The 21,792-nt window shown below is 47.3% G+C and carries 20 protein-coding genes, 1 tRNA gene and 1 riboswitch; of the genes, 3 read left to right on the top strand and 18 right to left on the bottom strand.

The features are described 5' to 3' along the window. Nucleotides 1-74 precede the first annotated feature (74 nt). From dusB to DWW77_RS16065, 17 genes are all read right to left on the bottom strand, one after another. Nucleotides 75-1,049, bottom strand: a complete 975-nt coding sequence (gene dusB, locus DWW77_RS16150) for a tRNA dihydrouridine synthase DusB (protein WP_173776065.1) — start codon at nucleotides 1,047-1,049, stop codon at nucleotides 75-77. Nucleotides 1,050-1,052: 3 nt separating this feature from the next. After that, nucleotides 1,053-1,421: a DUF6145 family protein gene (locus DWW77_RS16145; RefSeq protein WP_015526724.1), complete on the bottom strand. Its 369-nt coding sequence runs from the start codon at nucleotides 1,419-1,421 to the stop codon at nucleotides 1,053-1,055. Nucleotides 1,422-1,552: 131 nt separating this feature from the next. Continuing rightward, entirely contained in the window at nucleotides 1,553-2,359 is an 807-nt protein-coding gene (locus tag DWW77_RS16140; RefSeq protein ID WP_118609126.1) for a biotin--[acetyl-CoA-carboxylase] ligase, read from the bottom strand. Next, nucleotides 2,359-3,357, bottom strand: coding sequence for an ornithine carbamoyltransferase (gene argF / locus DWW77_RS16135; protein WP_015526726.1), 999 nt, complete (start codon nucleotides 3,355-3,357; stop codon nucleotides 2,359-2,361). The genes DWW77_RS16140 and argF overlap by 1 nt, the downstream gene beginning before the upstream one ends. 26 nt (nucleotides 3,358-3,383) lie before the next feature. Further along, nucleotides 3,384-4,325, bottom strand: coding sequence for an SPFH domain-containing protein (locus tag DWW77_RS16130; RefSeq protein WP_015526727.1), 942 nt, complete (start codon nucleotides 4,323-4,325; stop codon nucleotides 3,384-3,386). A 3-nt stretch (nucleotides 4,326-4,328) separates the two neighbouring features. Next, complete coding sequence (locus DWW77_RS16125; RefSeq protein ID WP_021652591.1) at nucleotides 4,329-4,769, bottom strand: NfeD family protein; 441 nt, start codon at nucleotides 4,767-4,769, stop codon at nucleotides 4,329-4,331. 15 nt (nucleotides 4,770-4,784) lie between these two features. After that, nucleotides 4,785-5,561: a TrmH family RNA methyltransferase gene (locus tag DWW77_RS16120; RefSeq protein WP_118609125.1), complete on the bottom strand. Its 777-nt coding sequence runs from the start codon at nucleotides 5,559-5,561 to the stop codon at nucleotides 4,785-4,787. A gap of 36 nt (nucleotides 5,562-5,597) precedes the next feature. After that, nucleotides 5,598-6,257: a potassium channel family protein gene (locus DWW77_RS16115; RefSeq protein WP_114002749.1), complete on the bottom strand. Its 660-nt coding sequence runs from the start codon at nucleotides 6,255-6,257 to the stop codon at nucleotides 5,598-5,600. A 13-nt stretch (nucleotides 6,258-6,270) separates the two neighbouring features. Then, nucleotides 6,271-7,665, bottom strand: a complete 1,395-nt coding sequence (locus tag DWW77_RS16110) for a TrkH family potassium uptake protein (protein WP_243148714.1) — start codon at nucleotides 7,663-7,665, stop codon at nucleotides 6,271-6,273. A gap of 8 nt (nucleotides 7,666-7,673) precedes the next feature. Next, a complete protein-coding gene (pfkA, locus tag DWW77_RS16105; protein WP_059086454.1) occupies nucleotides 7,674-8,663 on the bottom strand; it encodes a 6-phosphofructokinase in 990 nt (329 codons plus the stop codon). A gap of 68 nt (nucleotides 8,664-8,731) precedes the next feature. Next, on the bottom strand, nucleotides 8,732-12,199 hold the full coding sequence (locus DWW77_RS16100; RefSeq protein WP_118609123.1) for a DNA polymerase III subunit alpha: 3,468 nt from the start codon (nucleotides 12,197-12,199) through the stop codon (nucleotides 8,732-8,734). Nucleotides 12,200-12,304: 105 nt separating this feature from the next. Beyond that, nucleotides 12,305-13,147, bottom strand: coding sequence for a CvfB family protein (locus DWW77_RS16095; RefSeq protein ID WP_021652585.1), 843 nt, complete (start codon nucleotides 13,145-13,147; stop codon nucleotides 12,305-12,307). A 178-nt stretch (nucleotides 13,148-13,325) separates the two neighbouring features. After that, nucleotides 13,326-14,960, bottom strand: a complete 1,635-nt coding sequence (locus tag DWW77_RS16090; protein ID WP_118609122.1) for a Na+/H+ antiporter NhaC family protein — start codon at nucleotides 14,958-14,960, stop codon at nucleotides 13,326-13,328. 137 nt (nucleotides 14,961-15,097) lie between these two features. After that, a riboswitch (Lysine riboswitch) is annotated at nucleotides 15,098-15,268 on the bottom strand. Nucleotides 15,269-15,461: 193 nt separating this feature from the next. Continuing rightward, entirely contained in the window at nucleotides 15,462-15,704 is a 243-nt protein-coding gene (locus tag DWW77_RS16080; protein WP_015526736.1) for a helix-turn-helix domain-containing protein, read from the bottom strand. A 204-nt stretch (nucleotides 15,705-15,908) separates the two neighbouring features. Continuing rightward, entirely contained in the window at nucleotides 15,909-16,610 is a 702-nt protein-coding gene (locus tag DWW77_RS16075; RefSeq protein ID WP_059086456.1) for an L-ribulose-5-phosphate 4-epimerase, read from the bottom strand. Between the two features lie 64 nt (nucleotides 16,611-16,674). After that, nucleotides 16,675-17,382 carry an acyl-[acyl-carrier-protein] thioesterase gene (locus tag DWW77_RS16070; protein ID WP_118609120.1) on the bottom strand — a complete coding sequence of 236 codons (708 nt, stop codon included), beginning with the start codon at nucleotides 17,380-17,382 and terminating at the stop codon, nucleotides 16,675-16,677. Between the two features lie 145 nt (nucleotides 17,383-17,527). Next, nucleotides 17,528-17,599 (bottom strand) — tRNA-Gln (locus DWW77_RS16065). A 275-nt stretch (nucleotides 17,600-17,874) separates the two neighbouring features. Between DWW77_RS16065 and DWW77_RS16060 the strand changes: the two genes are divergently transcribed. Together DWW77_RS16060 and DWW77_RS16055 are read left to right on the top strand one after the other, a co-directional pair. After that, nucleotides 17,875-19,335 (top strand): nicotinate phosphoribosyltransferase, encoded by a 1,461-nt coding sequence (locus tag DWW77_RS16060; protein ID WP_118609119.1) that lies wholly within the window; start codon nucleotides 17,875-17,877, stop codon nucleotides 19,333-19,335. Nucleotides 19,336-19,407: 72 nt separating this feature from the next. Beyond that, the gene (locus DWW77_RS16055; RefSeq protein ID WP_092071858.1) at nucleotides 19,408-19,971 is read left to right on the top strand and encodes a M15 family metallopeptidase; all 564 of its coding nucleotides are present in this window, start codon (nucleotides 19,408-19,410) and stop codon (nucleotides 19,969-19,971) included. 75 nt (nucleotides 19,972-20,046) lie between these two features. On the opposite strand, the gene DWW77_RS16050 is transcribed toward DWW77_RS16055, so the two are convergent. Further along, nucleotides 20,047-20,595 (bottom strand): stage V sporulation T C-terminal domain-containing protein, encoded by a 549-nt coding sequence (locus DWW77_RS16050; RefSeq protein WP_044962160.1) that lies wholly within the window; start codon nucleotides 20,593-20,595, stop codon nucleotides 20,047-20,049. Between the two features lie 384 nt (nucleotides 20,596-20,979). Between DWW77_RS16050 and trhA the strand changes: the two genes are divergently transcribed. Continuing rightward, nucleotides 20,980-21,645 (top strand): PAQR family membrane homeostasis protein TrhA, encoded by a 666-nt coding sequence (trhA, locus tag DWW77_RS16045; protein WP_015526742.1) that lies wholly within the window; start codon nucleotides 20,980-20,982, stop codon nucleotides 21,643-21,645. The last annotated feature ends 147 nt before the right edge of the window (nucleotides 21,646-21,792 follow it).

The following is a 21,792-nucleotide window of genomic DNA, read 5'->3' as shown; positions in this document are numbered from 1 at the left end:
CGCTAACTGACTGTAGCACGCGCCCCGTTCCTTGTCAATAGAACGTTTCGTTTTCTCCGACATACTTTTCTCTTTTATCGCTCCAGTACCATGTCTGTAAGCTTTTTCAATTCTTCATAGCTTGAAATATTATTAGATTCTCTCCGGATTCCCGCACTGTGCCGCATACCGGCTGTATACCAGGCTACATGCTTCCGCATTTCGCGGATCCCGATATACTCACCCTTTATCGCGATCTGATCTTCGGCATGGCGCAGGATCATCTCGCAGACTTCCTCTGCGGTTGGTCTGGAAAGCTTTTCCCCGGTGTGGAAATAGTGGTTCAGCTCCCGGAAGATCCACGGGTTCCCACGTACTGCACGGCCGATCATCACCGCATCGCAGCCAGTCTCTTTAAACATGGCTTCTGCAGTTTCCGGTGAAACGATATCTCCGTTTCCTATCACCGGAATAGTCACCGCTTCCTTCACCCTGCGGATAGCATCCCAGTCCGCCTGACCGGAATAATACTGCTGTCTGGTCCTTCCATGAACTGCGATGGCTGCTGCACCGGCATCCTCCACCCGTTTTGCGATCTCCACCACATCCACCGGCGTATTTTCATCAAAGCCAATGCGGACCTTCACCGTTACCGGCTTGGAAACTGCTCCGGAAACACTGCGGACGATCTCTTCGATCAGCTGAGGATCCTTCAGAAGAGCTGAGCCCTCGCCATTATTTACCACCTTGGGAACCGGACATCCCATATTGATATCGAGAATGTCAAAGGGACGCTCCTCAATGCTTTTTGCCACCTCTGCCATAAGGTCCGGCTCGCTGCCGAAAAGCTGCATGGATACCGGATGCTCCCCGGGATCGATCTCCATCAGCGCCTCTGTATTCTTATTATGAAAAGAAATCGCCTTGGCACTGACCATTTCCATACAGATCAGGCCTGCACCCTGCTCCTTGCAAAGTCTTCGAAATGCCAGATCCGTAACCCCTGCCATCGGTGCAAGCACAAAGGGGTTCGGTATCTCCACATTTCCGATCTTCCACTGCATCTTCATGGATCATTCCTCAACGGCATCTGCTTTTTTCTGCAGTTCCTCATCCGGGATATCTCCCAGGAAAAATACCTTGTAATACATTTCCAGAGATTCCAGAAGCTCTCTTTTGTCCCGCTGGAGTTCCTTGATCTTCAGTGCACTTCCGATCTCGTCAAAACGGGCATCTGCCTCCAGGGCCTCAGTCTTAAACTGCAGACTGCCGTCCTCATCAAATTCCAGTGTCAGGATCCCGCCTACATCCTCTGTGAAAAGCACACACATGATCTGCAGCTCCTGCTTTACCGTCTCAGGAAGAGACGCAAAATCCTGGTTAAAATAATATTTCTGCTCATAAGAGCTTGCTCCGCAGAGCACAATGTTATCCTGATACATAAAATCTCCTTTATTTATAACTTGACACTCCCCACAGCTAAAGCAGGGAGATTCTTGTTTTTTCCACTACTGCAATAAAACATCAACGGAAAATCGCTGCCGGAAATTTTATCCGATCTGTGCTGCATGTTTTACACATAGCTGTATAAACCACGTACAGAAACCTCTCCGGAATTTACTTCCTCGACTGTACCGTCTGCACGCTCTACCAGAAGCTCTCCGCCGGCATTGATCCCTCTTGCGATCCCCTCATATGGATCATTCTGATCCAGTACACGTACCGGCTGGTTCAGATTGGCCAGCATTTTCTCATAATCCGGTTTCAGGCCGCTGAGATCCTCTGTCTGTACAAATCTCTCATAATTTTCCTCAAAATGCTTCATCACAAGTCCGACTACCTGTGCCCGGTCAAAGGGATGTCCGCTTTCCAGATACAGAGAGGTAGCCTTATCTGCCATTTCTTCCGGAAAGCTTTCCATATTTACGTTAATCCCGACTCCGATAACTGCACAGCCGATCTTATCCTGCTTCATGGTCATTTCGGTTAAGATACCGCAGATCTTTTTGCGGGAAACAACTACATCGTTAGGCCATTTGATCCCTACCTCAAGACCGAGCTCTGCTACTGCCTGTGCAACTGAAAGTCCCATAACAAGTGTCAGCATCGGCGCCTTCTGCGGAGAAAATTCCGGGCAGATAAGGATACTCATAGTAATGGCACTGTCCGGCGGCGCACTCCATCGTCTTGTAAAACGTCCGCGTCCTGCGGACTGATATTCTGCCACAAACAGCTCTCCGTGTCCTGCGCCTTCTTCCTTCCAGGCACGTTTTCCCCAGAGGTTGGTGGAATCTGTTTCTCTTGCAAAATGGACGGTTTTGCCCGCCCATTTTGTATGTGTTGCCTGTGAAATTATTTCTTCATTAAATAAATCTGACATTATTTCTCCGGCTCTCCTAATGTTGCAACGATCACAGCCTTAATGGTGTGCATACGGTTCTCAGCTTCGTCGAATACCTTGGACTGCGGAGACTCGAATACCTCATCTGTAACCTCCATATCTGTAAGGTTGAAACGCTCGCCCATCTCTTTTCCGATCTTTGTCTTAAGATCATGGAATGCCGGCAGACAGTGAAGGAAGATCGCCTTTTCACCGGCGTTCTCCATTACATGTCTGGTAACCTTGTATGGTGTCAGGTCGTGGATACGCTCTGTCCATACTTCGTCAGGCTCGCCCATGGATACCCATACATCTGTGTAGATGATGTCCGCATCTTTTGTTCCTGCCTCCACATCCTCTGTGAGAGTGATGGTGGAACCTGCCTCTTCTGCCCACTGCTGACACTGTGCTACAAGCTCATCATTCGGGAAATATTTCTTATTGGTGCAGGCTACGAAATCAAGACCAAGCTTGGAGCATACAACCATCAGGGAGTTACCCATGTTGTAACGGGCATCGCCCATGTATACAAGCTTCAGGCCTTTCAGTTTGCCGAAATGTTCACGTACTGTCAGCATATCTGCAAGCATCTGTGTCGGATGATACTCATTTGTCAGGCCATTCCATACCGGTACACCTGCATGCTTCGCAAGCTCCTCAACAATATCCTGACCGAAGCCACGGTACTCGATTCCCTCATACATTCTTCCGAGAACTCTTGCAGTATCTGCGATGCTCTCCTTCTTTCCGATCTGGGAGCCTGTGGGATCCAGATAGGTAGAACCCATTCCCAGATCATGAGCTGCCACTTCAAAGGAACAGCGTGTTCTTGTGCTTGTTTTTTCAAAAATCAGGGCAATATTCTTACCTCTGTAATACTCATGAAGCTCTCCTGCTTTTTTCTTTGCCTTCAGATCTGCTGCAAGGTCGATCATGTAAGTGATCTCTTCCGGTGTAAAGTCTTTCAGTGTCAGGAAATTTCTTCCTTTAAGATTCATAATATGTCCTCCTCACGGCTACAGATTTATTTCTGCTCTGCCGGTTTATCTGTCATGATTTCCTTCAGGGATGTTGCCAGCCCTGCGATGCCCTGTATCTCGGACGGAATGATGATCTTCGTTGCCTTACCGTCAGCAACCTTTGTAAGAGCCTCCAGGCTCTTCAGAGTAAGAACAGATTCATCTGCTCCTGCTTCCTTGATCATACGAAGTCCTTCTGCAGTTGCCTGCTGTACTTTAAGGACTGCCTGTGCCTGTCCTTCAGCCTCTTTGATCATACGCTCCTTCTGAGCCTCCGCATGAAGGATCGCCGCCTGCTTCTCAGCCTCAGCATCCAGGATAGCGGACTGTTTTTTACCCTCTGCAACAAGGATGGTGGAACGTTTCTCTCCTTCTGCTTTCAGAATGGCTTCTCGTCTCTCACGCTCAGCCTTCATCTGTTTCTCCATGGCATCCTGGATGGCTGCCGGAGGAATGATGTTCTTAAGCTCCACACGGTTAACCTTGATTCCCCATGGATCTGTAGCCACATCAAGGGAAGCACGCATCTTGGTATTGATAACCTCTCGGGATGTCAGTGTCTCATCCAGCTCCATATCACCGATGATGTTACGAAGTGTTGTAGCAGAAAGATTCTCGATCGCCATGATCGGATTCTCAACGCCATATGCGTAAAGCTTCGGATCTGTGATCTGGAAAAATACAACCGTATCGATCTGCATGGTTACATTATCTTTGGTAATTACCGGCTGCGGTGGAAAATCCACAACCTGTTCTTTCAGGTTTACTCTTCTTGCAACACGCTCAATGAACGGAACCTTGAAATGGATTCCTGTACTCCAGGTAGCCTTGTAAGCGCCAAGACGTTCCAGTACCACTGCATAGGCCTGCGGTACAATGCGGATACAGGATGCAAGTACCCACAGCACAAGAACGATGACTACAAGCAAAACAACAACTCCACCCATAATTTAGCCCTCCTTGCTAATTTCTTTTACGATCAGCTTCACTCCGCGGATCTCTTCGATCTCAACCACTGCACCTGTTGGAATTTCTTCCCCGTCATCTGCGGTCCGTGCAGTCCACTCGATGTCATTGATCCTCACCTGCCCGGTCTGGGCCAGGTTGTTGACCGGCTGTATCACTACGGCTCTTTTTCCCAGAAGGCTCTCTGCATTGGTCTTTTCCACGCCCTTGTTCATGTAGCGGACCGCCAGAGGTCTGGTAAAGATCAGAAGCACCACGGAAACTCCGAAAAATAAAAGGAGCTGTACAACAATTCCCCCACCAAGCCACGAGGCAATGCACGCCACAAGCGCACCGCCTGCAAACCAGACAGTGGTAAGTCCTACCGTGATTGCTTCAATTACCAGTAAAATTGCCAGTATTCCAAGCCAGGCCAAAGGTGTCATAAAACCCCTCCTCTCTTATTCTCTTCTCTGTCTTGCAGCTTCGTACATCAGAATTCCCGATGCCATGGCAGCATTCAGCGATTCTACCTTTCCGCACATGGGAATGCGGATCAGACAGTCTGCTGCCTCCGCCGCCTGATCAGTCAGGCCCTTTCCCTCGTTTCCGATGAAAAATGCGGTACCGCCCTTATAGGATTCCTGATCATAGGAATTCTCGCCCTTCAGATGAGCTGCAAAACTGCGGATTCCCTTTTCTTTCAGCTTCTTTTCTAATGATACCACATCTTCCACGTATAGAAAAGGCATTCTGTAAATGGAGCCCATGGTAGAACGGATCACCTTGGGATTTGTGATATCCACGCAGGTTTTTGTGAGGAAAACTCCGCTTACGCCGGCGCCCTCACCGGTCCTGAGAATGGTTCCCGCATTTCCCGGATCCTGAAGATCCTCCAGAACCATGACCAGAGGATTTTTTCCCGCCAGTACCTCTTCCTCGCTCCAGGAAGGCAGCTTCAGAACTGTCAGGATCCCCTGGGGAGTCTTGGTATCACACATCTGACGGAATACGGAATCCTTCACGATCTCACAGGGATATTTTTCTGCCTGAGACATCAGCTCTTCATCCCGGGAAAAGGTCTCGGAGACAAACACCTGGGAAACCCAGCTTTCCGGTGCTTCCAGAAACATTTTCCGGCCCTCTGCCACAAAAAGTCCCTGCTCTCTTCTGGCTTTTGCCTTCTGGTTCAGCTGCATGACATTTTTTATTTTTGCATTTGATACACTGGTTATCATACTTTTATTTCTCTCCTTCCGGCAATCCGTATTCGGTTAACGTAATTCCTCACGACTTGCATTCAGATCCTTGTTTTTTCCGATGGCGATTATGGAACAGTTGTCCGGAAGCGGTTCGGAAGGATCCAGATCTACCGTGACATTTTCACCCTGCTTGATGCCAATGATATTAATGTGAAAACGCTCCCGTACATTCAGATCTACCAGATTTTTTCCGATCCAGGATACCGGCATGGAAAACTCCGCCATACTGAACTCCGCTGAAAGCTCAAACACATCCAGATACCCGCCGGACATAAGATTTCTGGCAACCCGCAGTCCCATGGACTGTTCCGGATAAATGATCTTATCTGCACCGATTTTGTCGAGTATACGTCCATGAAGAGAATTCATACTTTTTGCAACTACAAAGGGCACTCCCAGATCCTTGGCCTGCATGGTCGCGGAAATACTGGCTTCCAGATTTTCGGCAACTGCGATAATGGCTACATCCACATTCTGAACTCCTAGAGCCTTCAGGATTCCCGGTTCACGGACATCTGCTTTTACCGCATAGGTTACTTTTTCGGAAATCTCTTCGATATTTTCTTCTTTGTCATCAATGGCAAGGACATCACAGTCTGACTCTGCCAGCGTCACCGCCAGAGTCATTCCAAACTGTCCAAGCCCGATCACGGCAAAAGATTTATTTTTCATTCTGTTCTCCTGTTTAACCGATCATGATATCTTCTTCACCGAGATGCGTGGTGCTTCCCGGCCTGTTACGTACATGCATCACAACTGCTGTTCCAAGTGTCAGCGGTCCGATACGTCCCAGATACATGGTAAGGATCACGATCCACTTGCCTGCCACATTCAGCTGAGGTGTCAGTCCTCTGGAAAGTCCTACTGTAGCCCCCGCAGAAGTGATCTCATATAAAACATCTGCCAGATCCACTCCCGGCATTACTGCGGACAAAAGCACCGTCATGGTAAAAAGGATCAGCACACTAGTTCCTGCAACAACCATGGCAGAACGGAGATAGCTCTCACGGATCCTGCGGCCGTATACCTCTACATCCTTTTTTCCCTGAAGATATGCTGCAATGGAAAGGATCAGAACCGCAATGGTAGTAGTCTTCACACCACCGGCAGTGCCCATGGGTGATCCTCCGATAAACATCCACAGCAGGGAAATGATCACGGTAGGTGTGGACAAAAGCGACTGATCCATGGTATAAAATCCCGCCGTACGTGTTGTCACTGACTGGAAAAAGGATGCCATGAGTTTTGTTCCCAGTGGTGCCCCCTTCAGCGTGGAAGGGTTTCCGGATTCAAAGATAAATACCAGAAATGCTCCTGAAAATACCAGGATCCCGGTCATCGTAAGGACCAGCTTGCTCTGAAGCCGCAGTACACGAAAAACTCTGGATGGGGAGAGCTCTTTTCTCAGAACCTTGCGGAATTTATCCCACAGATCCCACCAGACGATAAATCCAAGACCTGACACAATGATCAGGCCAATCGTAGTGATATTGACCAGCGGATTGCTCACATATACCGAAAGGCTTGTTTCCCCGAAAAGATCGATCCCAGCGTTGCAGAATGCAGATACCGCCAGAAATATGGCATGCACCAGACCTTTTTTTATTCCAAATTCCGGTACAAAGCAAAACGCATACAGGACCGCACCGATTCCTTCTGCAAGAAACACGCATTTCACCACACTGCGGACTACAGCCACGACTCCACCCATTTCATCCAGGTTATAGGATTCCTTGATGATCCGCCGGTTTTTCAGGGAAATTTTCCGCCGGAGGCTGATAAATATCATATTCGCCAGTGCGATCAGTCCGATTCCGCCGATCTGTATCAGGCACAGGATAACCGCTTTTCCAATGGGGCTCCACTGGACTGCCATAACAACTGTGGAAAGTCCTGTCACACATACGCTGGTCGCCGCTGTAAAAACAGCATCCGGGAAGGTAACAGCCTGCCCGGGTGCACTGCAGAACGGCATCCACAAAATAAGTCCACCTACAAAAATCACCCCCGCAAAGCCGAGGGCAATTATTTGTGACGTATTCAGTTTATGCAATCCGTCTGAAACTTTTTTTAAGTTCATAAATATCTTTATTTTCTGTAATTATGAGAAAGAGAATTGCAGACCTCCCACATGTAGGAATCTACATTCTTCTGCATTGCAAGAGCCTCATTGATGTCGAAATCAACAAACTCACCATGACGGTATCCAACCACACGGCTGCGTTTTCCGGCAACAAGAAGATCTACTGCAAGAGCACCCATCATGGACGCATATACACGGTCCTTACATGTAGGGCTTCCACCACGCTGCATGTGACCAAGGATCGTTGCACGTGTCTCGATACCTGTTGCAGCCTCGATACGCTTCGCCATAGCCTCTGAATGGCCGATACCCTCAGCATTTACGATGATATGGTGTTTCTTGCCTTTCTTACGGCTCTCTACGATATTGTCAATAAGCTTCTGCTCATCGTAATCATATTTCTCCGGGATCAGGATATCCTCAGCACCGTTTGCGATACCGCACCATACTGCAAGGTATCCGGCGTTACGTCCCATAACCTCGATGATACTGCATCTCTCATGGGATGTGGATGTATCACGTACCTTGTCAATAGCTTCCATAGCTGTATTTACAGCAGTATCGAAACCGATGGTGTACTCGGTACATGCGATATCAAGGTCAATAGTTCCCGGCAGGCCAATGGTATTGATTCCAAGGTTCGCAAGCTTCTGAGCACCTGCGAAGGATCCGTCTCCACCGATAACAACAAGACCGTCGATTCCATGCTTTCTGCAGATCTCTGCAGCCTGCTGCTGTCCTTCCTCTGTTCTCATCTCTGCACATCTGGCAGTATAAAGAATTGTTCCGCCTCGCTCAATCGTATCGGAAACGTCCTTTGCTGTCATATCTCTGATCTCTTCATTTAAGAGACCGCTGTATCCTTTATAGATTCCCTTTACGTTCAGTCCGCTGCTTAATCCTCTTCTGACAACAGCACGGATTGCAGCATTCATTCCAGGTGCGTCACCGCCACTGGTCAAAACGCCGATCGTTTTGATTTTGTTCTCTGCCATATTGTTATCCTCCATCTTATGAAACAACCTATTGTAATACACATATTCGGGTATAGTTTATAGCATTTTTATAAGTTTTTCAATACTCTCTCCACAATTTTAACATTGGAACTTCCATATTTTTTACACATGCGCTCCAGCCAGGAATCCTCGATATGGACCTGATAAGCAGGGGGAAGCTTCTTCATTGCCTTGACATCTTTGAGATAAATAACCACCGTGCTGTTTCCTCTGGATTCCATCAGATCATCTACCAGACCGGTCTCGGCTTTTGTGTACTCTTCCCGGCTTTCAAACTGGAGCCACAGTTCTCTTGGCATATCATCAAAAAGACGGACCTTTTCCAGGATCAGCTTGCTGGCTTTGTCGTCTTCTGCGGATACTCTTCCCTGAATAAAGAGCCGGGCATCTTCATTCAGGAACATCTGGCATTTTTCGTAATCACGTGGAAATACCACAACCTCCACGGTGCCTACCAGATCTTCCACTGTAAGGAACGCCATTACCTTATTATTCTTTGTATATTTTATGTTTTTATCCGTGATCATTCCACCCACGATCACTTTCTGATTATCGTAAACCTCCGGTATCCCTGTTTCATCATCCGGCTGAAAATCAGAAGTTTTTGCAGAGATCATTTTTTCCATCATATTCCGGTAACGCTCCAGCGGATGACCGCTGAGATAGATGCCGAGAACTTCCTTCTCAAAGGTCAGTATCGTCTCCTTCGGATATTCTGCTGCCTGCGGCATACGGATCTCAAATTCCTTTTTATCTTCTTCAGGCGCAATATCAAAAAGACTCAGCTGTCCCGCCATGGTATGCTTCTTATCCTGGTTGATACTGTCTATGATCTGCGTATAAACCGTCATTTTCTGATTCCGGTTTCCCTCCAGGCAGTCCAGCGCTCCGGCCTTGATCAGATTTTCCACAACTCTCTTGTTGATCTGGTCGATATTTCGCTCAATAAATGTTTTCAGGGAGGTATATTCTCCGTGCTCCTCACGCTCCCGCACAATCCCCTCGATTACCGGACGGCCGATACTCTTGATGGCAGAAAGTGCATAACGAATGGAACCATTGTCAACAGAAAAGCCATAAACACCATGATTGATATCCGGCGGAAGGATCCGGATCCCCATCTGGCGGCATACAGAAATATACTCGGCAACCTTGTTCGGCATTTCCACAACGGATGTCATCAGTGCAGCCATAAATTCTACCGGATAGTAATATTTGAGATATGCCGTCTGGTAGGAAACCACTGCATAAGCGGCAGCGTGAGACTTATTGAAGGCATACTTTGCAAAATCTGTCATCTCATCGTAGATCTTGTTTGCGATCTCCTCGGAAATACCGTTGGCGATACATCCCGGTACTCCCTCTTCCACGTTTCCGTAAACGAAATTCTGGCGTTCTTTTGCCATAACAGAAGCTTTTTTCTTGGACATGGCACGGCGCACCAGGTCACTTCGTCCAAGGGTGTAGCCTGCAAGCTCACGGACGATCTGCATAACCTGCTCCTGGTATACGATACAGCCATAGGTTGGCTTCAGGATCGGCTCCATCTGCAGACAGTCATAACGGATGGTATCCGGACGGTTTTTTCCACGGATGTACTGCGGAATGAAATCCATGGGACCCGGACGATAAAGCGAAATTCCCGCGATCACGTCCTCAAGGCTCTGAGGCTTCAGCTCCTTCATGAAGCTTTTCATTCCGGCACTCTCCAGCTGGAACACACCGTCAGTACGTCCTGTTCCGAGAGAATCCAGTACCTTTTTGTCGTTGTAGTCGATCTTTTGCATATCCAGAAGCATACCGGTACTTTTTTCCACCATTTTCACAGCATTCTGGATAACCGTCAGGGTACGGAGACCCAGGAAATCCATTTTCAGAAGTCCCAGCTCTTCCAGTGTTGTCATGGTAAACTGCGTGACAATGGAACCATCCTGTGCTCTGGAAAGGGGTACGTATTCCGATACATCCTTCTGGCTGATCACAACACCTGCCGCATGCATGGAGGTATGCCTCGGAAGCCCCTCCAGACGTTTTGCCAGATCGATCAGACGATGGATATCGTCCTGTTCCTCGTAAGCCTTGCGAAACTCCGGATTCATTCCCAGTGCCTTGTCAATGGTGATATTCAGCTCCTGTGGGATCATCTTGGCGATGGTGTCCACCTGGGCATAAGGCATATCCAGAACACGGCCTACATCACGAATGACACCGCGGGCTGCCAGTGTACCGAAGGTAACGATCTGAACCACGCAGTCATCACCATATTTTCTTCTTACATAATCAATAACCTCCTGTCTCCGTTCGAAGCAAAAATCCACATCGATATCCGGCATGGATACTCGCTCCGGATTCAGGAAACGTTCAAAGAGCAGATCATACCGGATCGGGTCCAGCTGGGTGATCCCAAGTGTATAGGCAACCAGGCTTCCTGCGGCAGAGCCTCGTCCCGGACCGACCATGATATCGTTGTCCCTGGCATATTTGATAAAATCCCATACAATGAGAAAGTAATCTACATATCCCATGTTTTTGATCGTAGACAGCTCATAATCCAAGCGCTTTTTCAGCTCCTCTGTTACCGGATGATAACGCTGCTCAAGTCCCTCATGGCAAAGCTTGTTCAGATATTCCCAGGAGGTAAATCCGTCCGGCACATCATATTTCGGCAGCTTGGTCACACCAAATTCAATCTCCACATGACATCTCTCCGCGATCCTGTGCGTATTTTCCAGCGCTTCCAGCGCATATGGAAAAAGCCTCGCCATCTCCTCCGGCGATTTCACATAATACTGGCCACCCTCATAGCGCATTCTGTTCTCATCGCTGAGCTTTTTCTGAGTCTGCAGACAAAGAAGAACATCATGTGGTTCCGCATCCTCTGCCATAGTGTAATGCACATCATTGGTGGCAACCAAATCGATCCCCGTCTCTCTGTGCATACGGAGAAGCTGCTGGTTTACGGTCTGCTGCTCCGGGATCCCATGGTCCTGAAGCTCCAGAAAGAAATTTCCTTTTCCGAAAATATCCTGGTAACGTAATGCCGCGATCTTGGCATCCTCATACATTCCACGTGCAAGATATCTGGCGACCTCTCCTGCCAGGCAGGCGCTTAAGGCAATGATCCCCTCGTGATATTTTTCCAGAAGCTCCAGATCCACACGTGGCTTGTAATAAAATCCTTCCACAAATGCCTTGGATACAATTTTCATCAGGTTGCTGTATCCCTGATTATTCTCAGCCAGCAGGACTAGATGATAATAACGGTCATCCCCACTTCCCACTTCTCTGTCAAAACGGGAGCCCGGAGCCACATAAACCTCACATCCGAGGATCGGATTGATCCCGGCTTCTCTTGCAGCCCTGTAAAAATCGATCACACCATACATAACGCCATGATCGGTGATCGCCGCACTGTCCATACCCAGCTCTTTTACTCTGGCTACATATTCTTTGATCTTATTGGAGCCATCCAGAAGGCTGTATTCTGTATGGACATGTAAATGTGTAAACTCCAAATTTATTCTCCTTATCGTAAAAAACAGGGCTCCGGATCCTCCCCGCTCTGCACTTTTCTCTGAACGTGCCGGAGCGTGTCTGATCCGGAGCCGGTCAACACCTTGTTATTTTTTAATGTAGATCCTCTTGTCACGGATCTCTACTTTTCCTTCCTTCATCAGATGACCGACTGCACGCTTGAATGCGTTCTTACTGAGGCCAAACTCTCTCTTGATGACTTCCGGTGAGGCATGATCATCAAATGGCAGCACCCCTGCAAATTCCTCGATCACGCTGAATACGCTCTCTGCATCCTCATTGATCTGGATGTAAGCCTTCTGGCGGTCACTGACGTTCATCTTGCCATCCTCTTTCACCTCTGTGACACGAAGATCAAGAATAGCTCCCGGTCTGTACTTGCCTGTTGCCTCCCGTGCCGGGATCAGAGCGGAATATTTATCATCTACCGCAACAAAAACGCCGAAATTCCCACTGATCTCATAGACACGCCCCTTTACCGAATCTCCCGGTACATAAGGAGTTCTGGTGGAAAGATAATGATACACCTTCATGGTTGCACAGAGTCTGCTGCTCTTATCTACATAAAGAGCTACCAGACACTCCTCACCTTCACGGACCCGGTTGGTCTGCTCATGATACGGAAGAAGAAGATCCTTCTCCAGTCCCCAGTCAAGAAAAGCACCGATCCTGGTGACCTGTTTTACCTTAAGGACTGCTGTCTGTCCTACCTGAAGCATCGGCTCACGGGTAGTTGCGATCAGTCTGTCCTGGGAATCCTTATAGATGAATACTTCGATCTCATCACCTGCTTTGGTTCCTTCCGGTACCTGTTTGGACGGAAGAAGCACCCGCTCATTCTGAGGTGCGTTTCGGTCCTCTCCAAGATATATTCCGAAATCCACGGTTTTTACAACCAGTAATTTCTGTTTTTTACCTAATTCTATCATTCTTACTCCTGTTCCTTAAAACTATATATGATCATTTACTATTTGCTGTCTGTCCTGCATTATAACATAAGAGAATTATTATAGAAAGCACAAAAAAGGCAGCTTCGGAAATTTCTTTCCGTCACTGCCTTTTATTTGCCATTCATGGGGGAATCTGCCCCCACATTGGGTCAGTCTGTTATTCTGTTGGTTTCTCAACCGGCATCGGATTCATCATTTTAATGACAAAAAGTACGATCAGCATCAGCACGATTCCCACCGGAAGAGCGATCCATGCTGTTTTTACAAAGCCTGCAACAATATAAGTTACAAAGGATACTGCCGCAGCCAGGATCGCATACGGAAGCTGTGTGGAAACGTGAGTCACATGATCACACTGTGCTCCTGCGGAAGCCATGATCGTTGTATCGGAGATCGGTGAGCAGTGGTCTCCGCAAACTGCACCTGCCATGCAGGCGGACATGGAAATGATCATCATCTCAGGACTGGATTTCTCAAATACCGCAACAACGATCGGGATCAGGATACCAAAGGTTCCCCAGGAAGTACCGGTAGCAAATGCAAGTCCACATCCAACCAGGAAAATAATGGCCGGAAGGATAACTTCAATACCACCGGCAACAGAACGCATTGCTTCTTCTACGAATACCGCTGCACCAAGTGAGTCTGTCATAGCCTTCAGTGTCCATGCAAAGGTCAGGATCATGATCGCCGGTACCATAGCCTTGAAGCCTTCCGGGATGCATCCCATACAGTCTCTGAAATTGACCACACGGCGGATCATATAGAAAATAATGGCAAACACCAGACCAAAAGCACTTCCCATTGCAAGGCCTGTAGAGGCATCACTCTGTGAAAATGCGGTAACAAAATCTGTTCCGCTGAAAAATCCTCCTGTGTAGATCATACTGATGACACAGCAGATAACAAGCACAACGATCGGGATCACAAGATCGATCACCTTTCCTCTCGGATTCGGTGTCTCATCATCCGTTGCATTCTCATACGGTCTTGCAGATGTTGTATAAAGATCTCCGTTCAGAGCATTGATCTCATGTGTTCTCATGGCACCAAACTCGGTTTTCATCAGTACCATGCCAACCATCATTACAATAGTAAGGATCGCGTAAAAGTTATACGGGATGGTTCTTACAAAAATCGCAAGTCCATCCTGTCCCTTTACGAATCCGCTGACTGCTGCTGCCCAGGATGAGATCGGTGCGATGATACATACCGGAGCAGCTGTTGCATCGATCAGGTATGCAAATTTCGCTCTGGATACGTGATGTCTGTCAGTTACCGGACGCATAACGCTTCCTACTGTCAGGCAGTTAAAATAATCGTCAATGAAGATCAGGATTCCAAGGATGATCGCTGCAAGCTCTGCACCCACACGCGTGTGGATCTTTTTGCTGGCCCATCGTCCGAATGCGGCGGAGCCGCCGGCCTTGTTCATCATACATACCACAGATCCCAGGATTACCAGGAAGATCAGGATACCTACGTTATAGCTGTCAGAAAGAACCTTGATGATTCCTCCCTCAAAAATCTGTGTTACCGTTCCTTCAAATTTAAATCCGGAATAGATCAGTGCTCCTACTACAATTCCCACAAACAGAGAACTGTATACTTCTTTTGTGATCAGTGCAAGGACGATCGCAACAAGAGGTGGAAGCAATGCCCAGATCGTTGCATACAGAGCAGGCTGGTAAGTCTCCTCCGCATCCGCAGCCAGCACAGTCAGGGGACTTGCCAGTGCGCCCATGAATACCATTGCCATAACAGACAATGCTGTTCCTGCTTTTTTACTCATTTTTCTCCTCCCTTTTCGGGGACAAAAAAACGGAGGCTGTCTCTTCTTAAGAACACCTCCGGTTAAATAATCCTTATTTAACTAATAGCCCGTCAGAAAATCTCCATTCAGCATATTAAATGCAGATCTCCCGAAGTGCTACCGATAGCGCTCCACATCCGTGACAGTACAACGCATATTCTGCGTTATCCCAGCGCCCTGTCATCTGGCCTTCCAGAGCACTTCGGCAGATTTTCCTTTCTTTATGAACAGCCTGCCAGGGCCTTCCGTCCATAAATACTGATAAAATCCGCGCCTCTATCTTCTTATCCGTGACCGTTTGCCCTCCGCAGGACTTCCCGGCCATCTTTTTTTCTTTATACTGTAGCAGTTTCCGACATAAATATCAAGTAGTTTACACAGATTCCTGCCATTCAGACCAATATTGTTACTTTTCACTCCGTTTTCAGTAACACGCTTCGCGGAATATTACCAGCGAACTGTAATCCAATATTGCCTTATTTACTGCTCATTCAGCAGCCACTTCACATCCACTCCCAGCACCTTTGCAAACACCCGCAGTTCATAATCTGCCACAAAACGTTCTCCTCCTTCGATCCGGCTGATACTGTCACGCTCCAGCATCACTCCTTCCACCTGCATTTTTGCTGCCAGCGCAGATTGCGACATCCGTTTCATATTCCTCATCTGGCGTATTTTTTCTCCGGAAACGTTCTTTTTTCCCTGATAAGTGTATATTTTCATCCTGCCACCTATTTTAATAAATGTGTTAATGTTCTGCATTTTTCTTGACATTAGCATATATTTCGGCGGCACCTGTGTTAAAGGTCAGCAAATCTGACATTTTCTGCATTTTTCGACAAAAAATGCCGCGGTACTGTTCCGCGGCATTTCCACTCAAGCGGATATTGACGATCCACCATCGGGTCAAACTGTTTTTTCTTCTGATCAGTCTTCCTGTCCTACCTGACCATAATATGCATTTGCACCATGTTTTCTGTAGTAATGCTTATCCTGAAGCTCCTGCGGTGCCGGTTTTACATCCGGATTGATCAGCTCGCAGCGAGATGCCATCTTGGCAACCTCCTCAAGAACAACTGCGTTATGAACTGCCTCATGAGCATCCTTACCCCAGGTAAAAGGTCCGTGGTTCTTGCACAGCACGGCCGGTACTGCTTCATAATCTTTGTTTTTGAAATAATCAGCAATAAGAACTCCCGTGTTCTTCTCATATGCCTCTTCGATCTCTCTTTTGGTCAGATTACGCACACATGGTACTTCTCCGTAAATGTAATCTGCATGTGTGGTTCCATAACACGGGATCGATCTGCCTGCCTGCGCCCAGCTTGTTGCCCAGGATGAGTGGGTATGTACGATGCCGCCGATATTCGAAAACGCTCTGTAAAGAACTGCATGTGTCGGTGTATCAGAGGATGGATTGTATCTTCCTTCTACTTTATTTCCATCAAGATCTACCACTACCATGTCTTCCGGTGTCAGCTTGTCATAATCCACACCACTTGGCTTGATCACAAAAAGTCCCTGCTCCCTGTCGATCCCGCTGACATTTCCCCATGTAAAGGTAACAAGACCATATTTTGGCAGATCCATATTTGCTCTGTAAACTTCTTCTTTTAATTTTTCAAGCATAGCGCGCCCTCCTTTTACGGTATAGTTGTTTCAAAAACGATGTACTAATCTCTACCGCCTATATTTATTTTGTAAACTCAACTACTGCGTAAGGTTCTTTATCCTCCGCGTTGAGAACTACAGCTTCTTTATTTTCTGTCATATATACTTCCGGAATGATAACATTATCCAGTACTGCCTGACGTTTATATTCAGCACGAAGCTGACCAACTTTAAAATCCTCAGGCAGATGATCCGCTGCCATCCGGATATACTGACAGTTGTTCACATGATGATTGGTGTCCAGATGATGCTTCTGTACGGAAAAAGCATTCTGCACTTCCCGTTCCTTCGGAAGCGCGATCTTTCTTGGTGCATAATCCATCTCTATTTTTTCGCCCAGATCATAGGGATCTGTATCTGCCGGTGTCAGCTTTTCCGGAAGACCGGTTTCTGTATTGAGAAAGGACCAGTAGGAATTGGCCCATGCCAGCTTCTCACCATCCATTGTCTCAAGAATAAAATTACGCATTCCGATAAATCCACGGAATCCATAAGGAATTGTTGTTACTTTTATATTTTCACCAAGCTTTGGATATCGCTTCACGATCACCTGCCATGCAGAAAGTACCCAGGCTCTTTTCTGTTCCTTTAATACTTCCATGCCGACTCCTGTCTGCTCGGATTCAAAGGTACAGCAATCCTGAAAATAATCCAGAACTCCCGGCAGCGTCAGACATCCATCTTCTCCGATCTCACTGAATCTTACTCGACTCTCAAAACTGTAACTCATTCATGCCTCCTGTCATACTGTCTATACTTTATTGTAACACTTGGCAGGAAGAAACGCACTTGTTTTTTTTGGGCGCAGCGGATTGCGAATATCTTCTTATTTTTGAGTACAAAAAAAGTACCTCGCAACTGAGGTACTTAAGAAGCAGGGCTACAAGGATTCGAACCTTGAACTGACGGAGTCAGAGTCCGTTGCCTTACCGTTTGGCGATAGCCCTATGTGTTTTGTTTTTCGCTTGCCTTATCGCTTGCGACGGATGTTATTATATAACAGCTTTTTTGAAATTGCAACCCCTTTTTTTAATTTTTTTTATTTTTTTTCAAAATTTCTTAAACTGCTGTTAAAACTCCTTATTATATGCGGGTTTACGCAGTAAAAAAAATTTTACAATCCACTCCTTTGTGTTATAATAAGCCGTATAATAAAAAGAACGGAAACAACCGTGTATTTCCCTCCGGTCACAATATCCGGAGGCATCCAAAGGAGAACGCTATGCGAGCAAATAACCTTACTCTGCTCACGGACCTCTATGAGCTTACCATGATGCAGGGATATTTCAAAAACCCTACCAACCAGACCGTTGTCTTTGACATGTTCTACCGCAACAATCCGTGCGATGGCGGTTTTGCCATCTGTGCAGGACTGGAGCAGATGATCGAATACATCGAAAATCTCCGTTTCTCAGAAGAAGACATTACCTATCTGAGAAGTCTTGGCATCTTTGAGGATGATTTCCTTGAGTATTTGAGCAACTTCAGATTCACCGGTGATATCTACGCAATTCCGGAGGGAACCGTGATCTTCCCGAGAGAGCCGATGGTCAAGGTTATCGCACCGATCATGGAAGCTCAGCTTGTAGAGACGGCCATCCTGAACATTATGAACCATCAGAGTCTTATTGCCACTAAGGCAGCACGTGTATGCCACGCAGCCAAGGGCGATCCCATCATGGAATTCGGTCTTCGCCGTGCCCAGGGTCCGGACGCCGGAATCTTCGGTGCCAGAGCTGCAGTGATCGGCGGATGTGCCGGTACTTCCAACGTACTGACCGGCCAGATGTTTAACGTTCCGGTTCTCGGAACACATGCTCATTCCTGGATCATGAGTTTCCCGGATGAGTACACTGCCTTTAAGACCTATGCGAGACTTTACCCGAATTCCTGTACTCTTCTGGTTGACACCTACGATGTCCTGAAATCCGGTGTTCCCAATGCGATCCGTGTATTTGAGGAGATGCGTGAGGAAGGTATCCAGCTGAAGAACTATGGAATTCGTATCGACAGCGGTGATCTTGCATATCTTTCCAAAAAAGCTTACAAGATGCTGGCTGCTGCCGGTTTCGATGATGCTACCATTTCCGCGTCCAGCGATCTTGATGAATATCTTATCGAAAGCCTGAAGGCACAGGATGCCAAGATCAATTCCTGGGGCGTCGGAACCAAGCTGATCACAGCCGATAACAATCCGGCATTCGGCGGCGTATACAAGCTTGCCGCTGTAAAGGACGCTGACAGCGATGCCTTCCAGCCGAAGATCAAGCTTTCCGAAAACACAGAAAAGGTTACCAACCCGGGCAACAAGACTGTATACCGTATCTACAGCAAGAAGACCGGCAAGATCAAGGCCGATCTGATCTGCCTTGCAGATGAGAAATTCGATCCGGAAGAAACTATGGTGATCTTCGACCCGGTTGACACCTGGAAAAAGACCAAGGTTCTTAGCGGAACCTACGAACTCCGTGAGCTCCTTGTTCCGGTAATTAAAGATGGTAAGAGCGTTTACAAGTCTCCATCTGTCATGGAACTCCGCGACTACTGCAAACAGGAGCAGAACACACTGTGGGATGAATCCAGACGTTTCGTTAATCCGCAGAAGGTTTATGTAGATCTCTCCCAGTCACTCTATGACATGAAGAAGGCTCTCCTGGAAGAAATGAGTGAAAAAGAGCTCTGATAAACAGAAATAAGCATTCATAAACCCTCCTTTCTTATCATAAGCTTATGGATAAGGAAAGGAGGGTTTTTATTGCACAGAGAATTTTATACCCGGCTGATCAGTAGGGAGCATCCTCTGCCGGAAGCCTTTGTGCCGGAACATCTTATCGATATCGGACTTCCATTTGAAGCAGCACCGGGAGATCCGAAGCGGCTTCTGGAGTATCAGGCTGCAAAAGCCGCTTCCCAGCTTTTCCATGCCTGTCACAGATGCGGTCTGAACCTGTGGGCAGTTTCCGGATATCGTTCCTACCAGCGACAGAAGGAGCTTTTTACAGGAAGTCCTTTCGTTGCAGAGCCAGGAACAAGTGAGCACCAGAGCGGACTTGCTCTGGATGTATCCTGCCCTTCCATCCATATGGAGCTCTCCGAAAGGTTTTCCGCAACAGGAGAAGGCCGCTGGCTGAAAAAGAACGCTCCGCTCTATGGTTTTATCCTCCGGTACCCCAAAAGCAAAGAGGAGATCACCGGCATCCCTTACGAGCCATGGCACATCCGCTATGTGACAAAACCTCTTGCTTCCTGGCTCACTATCACAAATCTGACTCTGGAAGAATACCACTGCTTTCCTTCCCGATGTCCGCATCCTCCCTGATCTGCAGCTCCTGGCATCTACATCTGATGTTTATATCTTGATCTGCACACATTTTTCTGTACATCTGATGCACTTTTACTGCTCCATCTGTCTGCCAAGAAAACCGGCTGCTGTGCGGACAAGGGCACGTTCTGTGTCTCCCAGTGCTGTTTTTTCACTTTTAGTCAGAAGAATCACTGCTCCAATGGCGTCACTCGCACACAGGATCGGCTGTATCATTTTCTGGCAAAATGAATCCATAGCGTCGGAAATGACTGATATATTTTCCCTGCTGTCCTGACTGACCATTCTGCCTTTCCTGCCGGCAATGACTGCATCCAGATCAGAACTGATCTCTTTTCCTTCCAGTTCCCGGCTTCCGCTGCCGCATGCCGCCACGACCTGATCACGATCTGTAATACAGGCAGTCAGTCCGGTGGTCTGTACCAGCGCTTCTGCATATTCCGCAGCAAACGTATTCAGCTCTCCAATGGGCGAATATTTTTTCAGGATGATCTGTCCTTCCCTGTCTGTAAAAATCTCCAGTGGCGTTCCTTCCTTGATCCGCAGTGTCTTTCGTATCTCTTTTGGAATCACAACCCTGCCCAGATCATCGATCCTGCGAACAATTCCCGTTGCTTTCATCTTCCTGAATTCCTCCTGTATTTTCTGTTCATTGTACGTCAATGTTATGTTAACTATTTGTTTTTCATATGGTTATTATGCGAAAAACTGGGAGAAATATGCATAAAAATCTCTTATTTATCTGTCGTAGGAGCCGCATTGTCGTATGCCTGCTGCAGAAATAAATCCTGATAAAATTTTTTTCGAAAATAGGGGTTGCATTTTTGAATAATAGTGGTATAGTATTCGTATACTTGATATGTAGTTTTAAATACTACATGTTATTTTATCAGTTTCTACATTACTACATCGTAAACTGTCGCAATGATCCGTCATTGATGAACCGATCTTGAAGTTGTCCACATGATATAAACAGCAGATTTTTTTTGCAGGAGGTGTTTTTATATGAAATTTAAATTAAAAGATCCGGGAAGCGCCATAACCCACGGAATCGGCATGCTTCTTGCCGTGGTCGGAGCCACTCCGCTGATCGTGAAAGCGGCCAGAAGTGCAGATGTTCTCCATGTTTTTGCAGTAAGTGTTTTTATCCTTACCATGATCCTTCTTTACCTGGCAAGCACACTTTACCATTCCGTAAACTCCACAGCCAAGGTAAACCGCCGTCTGAAAAAAATGGATCACATGATGATCTTCGTGATGATCGCCGGCAGCTACACTCCTGTATGCCTGATCGTTCTCCACGGACGCACCGGCTATATCCTCTGTGCCCTCGTATGGACCGTTGCCATCATCGGAATGATCCTCAAGGGCTGCTGGATCAACTGCCCAAAATGGCTTTCCTCTGTGATCTACATTGGAATGGGCTGGCTGTGTGTACTTGCTTTTGTTCCGATCTTCCACAATCTGCCCCGTGCAGGCTTCGGATGGCTCCTTGCCGGCGGCATCATCTATACCATCGGCGGTGTGATCTATGCGCTGAAGCTTCCGATCTTCAATGCGAAGCATAAGAATTTCGGCTCCCACGAAGTATTTCATGTCTTTGTGATGCTGGGAAGTGTGTGCCATTTTGTTGTAATGTATTTCTTTGTAGCCGGTATGGCGATCCACTGAGTTACTCTGTGATCAGCTAGATAACAATCTCACCTTTCGGATACCGTGACATGCTCCCCCCACTTAAATCTTACGATTTTGAAGTGGGGGCTTCCTGCTCGATTACCCTTTAGGGCAAAGCTAAAACAGGCTATCCCCGCGTGTCCC

Source organism: Ruminococcus sp. AF17-12 (assembly GCF_003479245.1).
Taxonomy (GTDB): Bacteria; Bacillota; Clostridia; order Lachnospirales; family Lachnospiraceae; genus Blautia_A; species Blautia_A fusiformis.
Note: the sequence above shows the minus strand (reverse complement) of the source record. Positions and strands in the feature narration are given on the sequence as shown.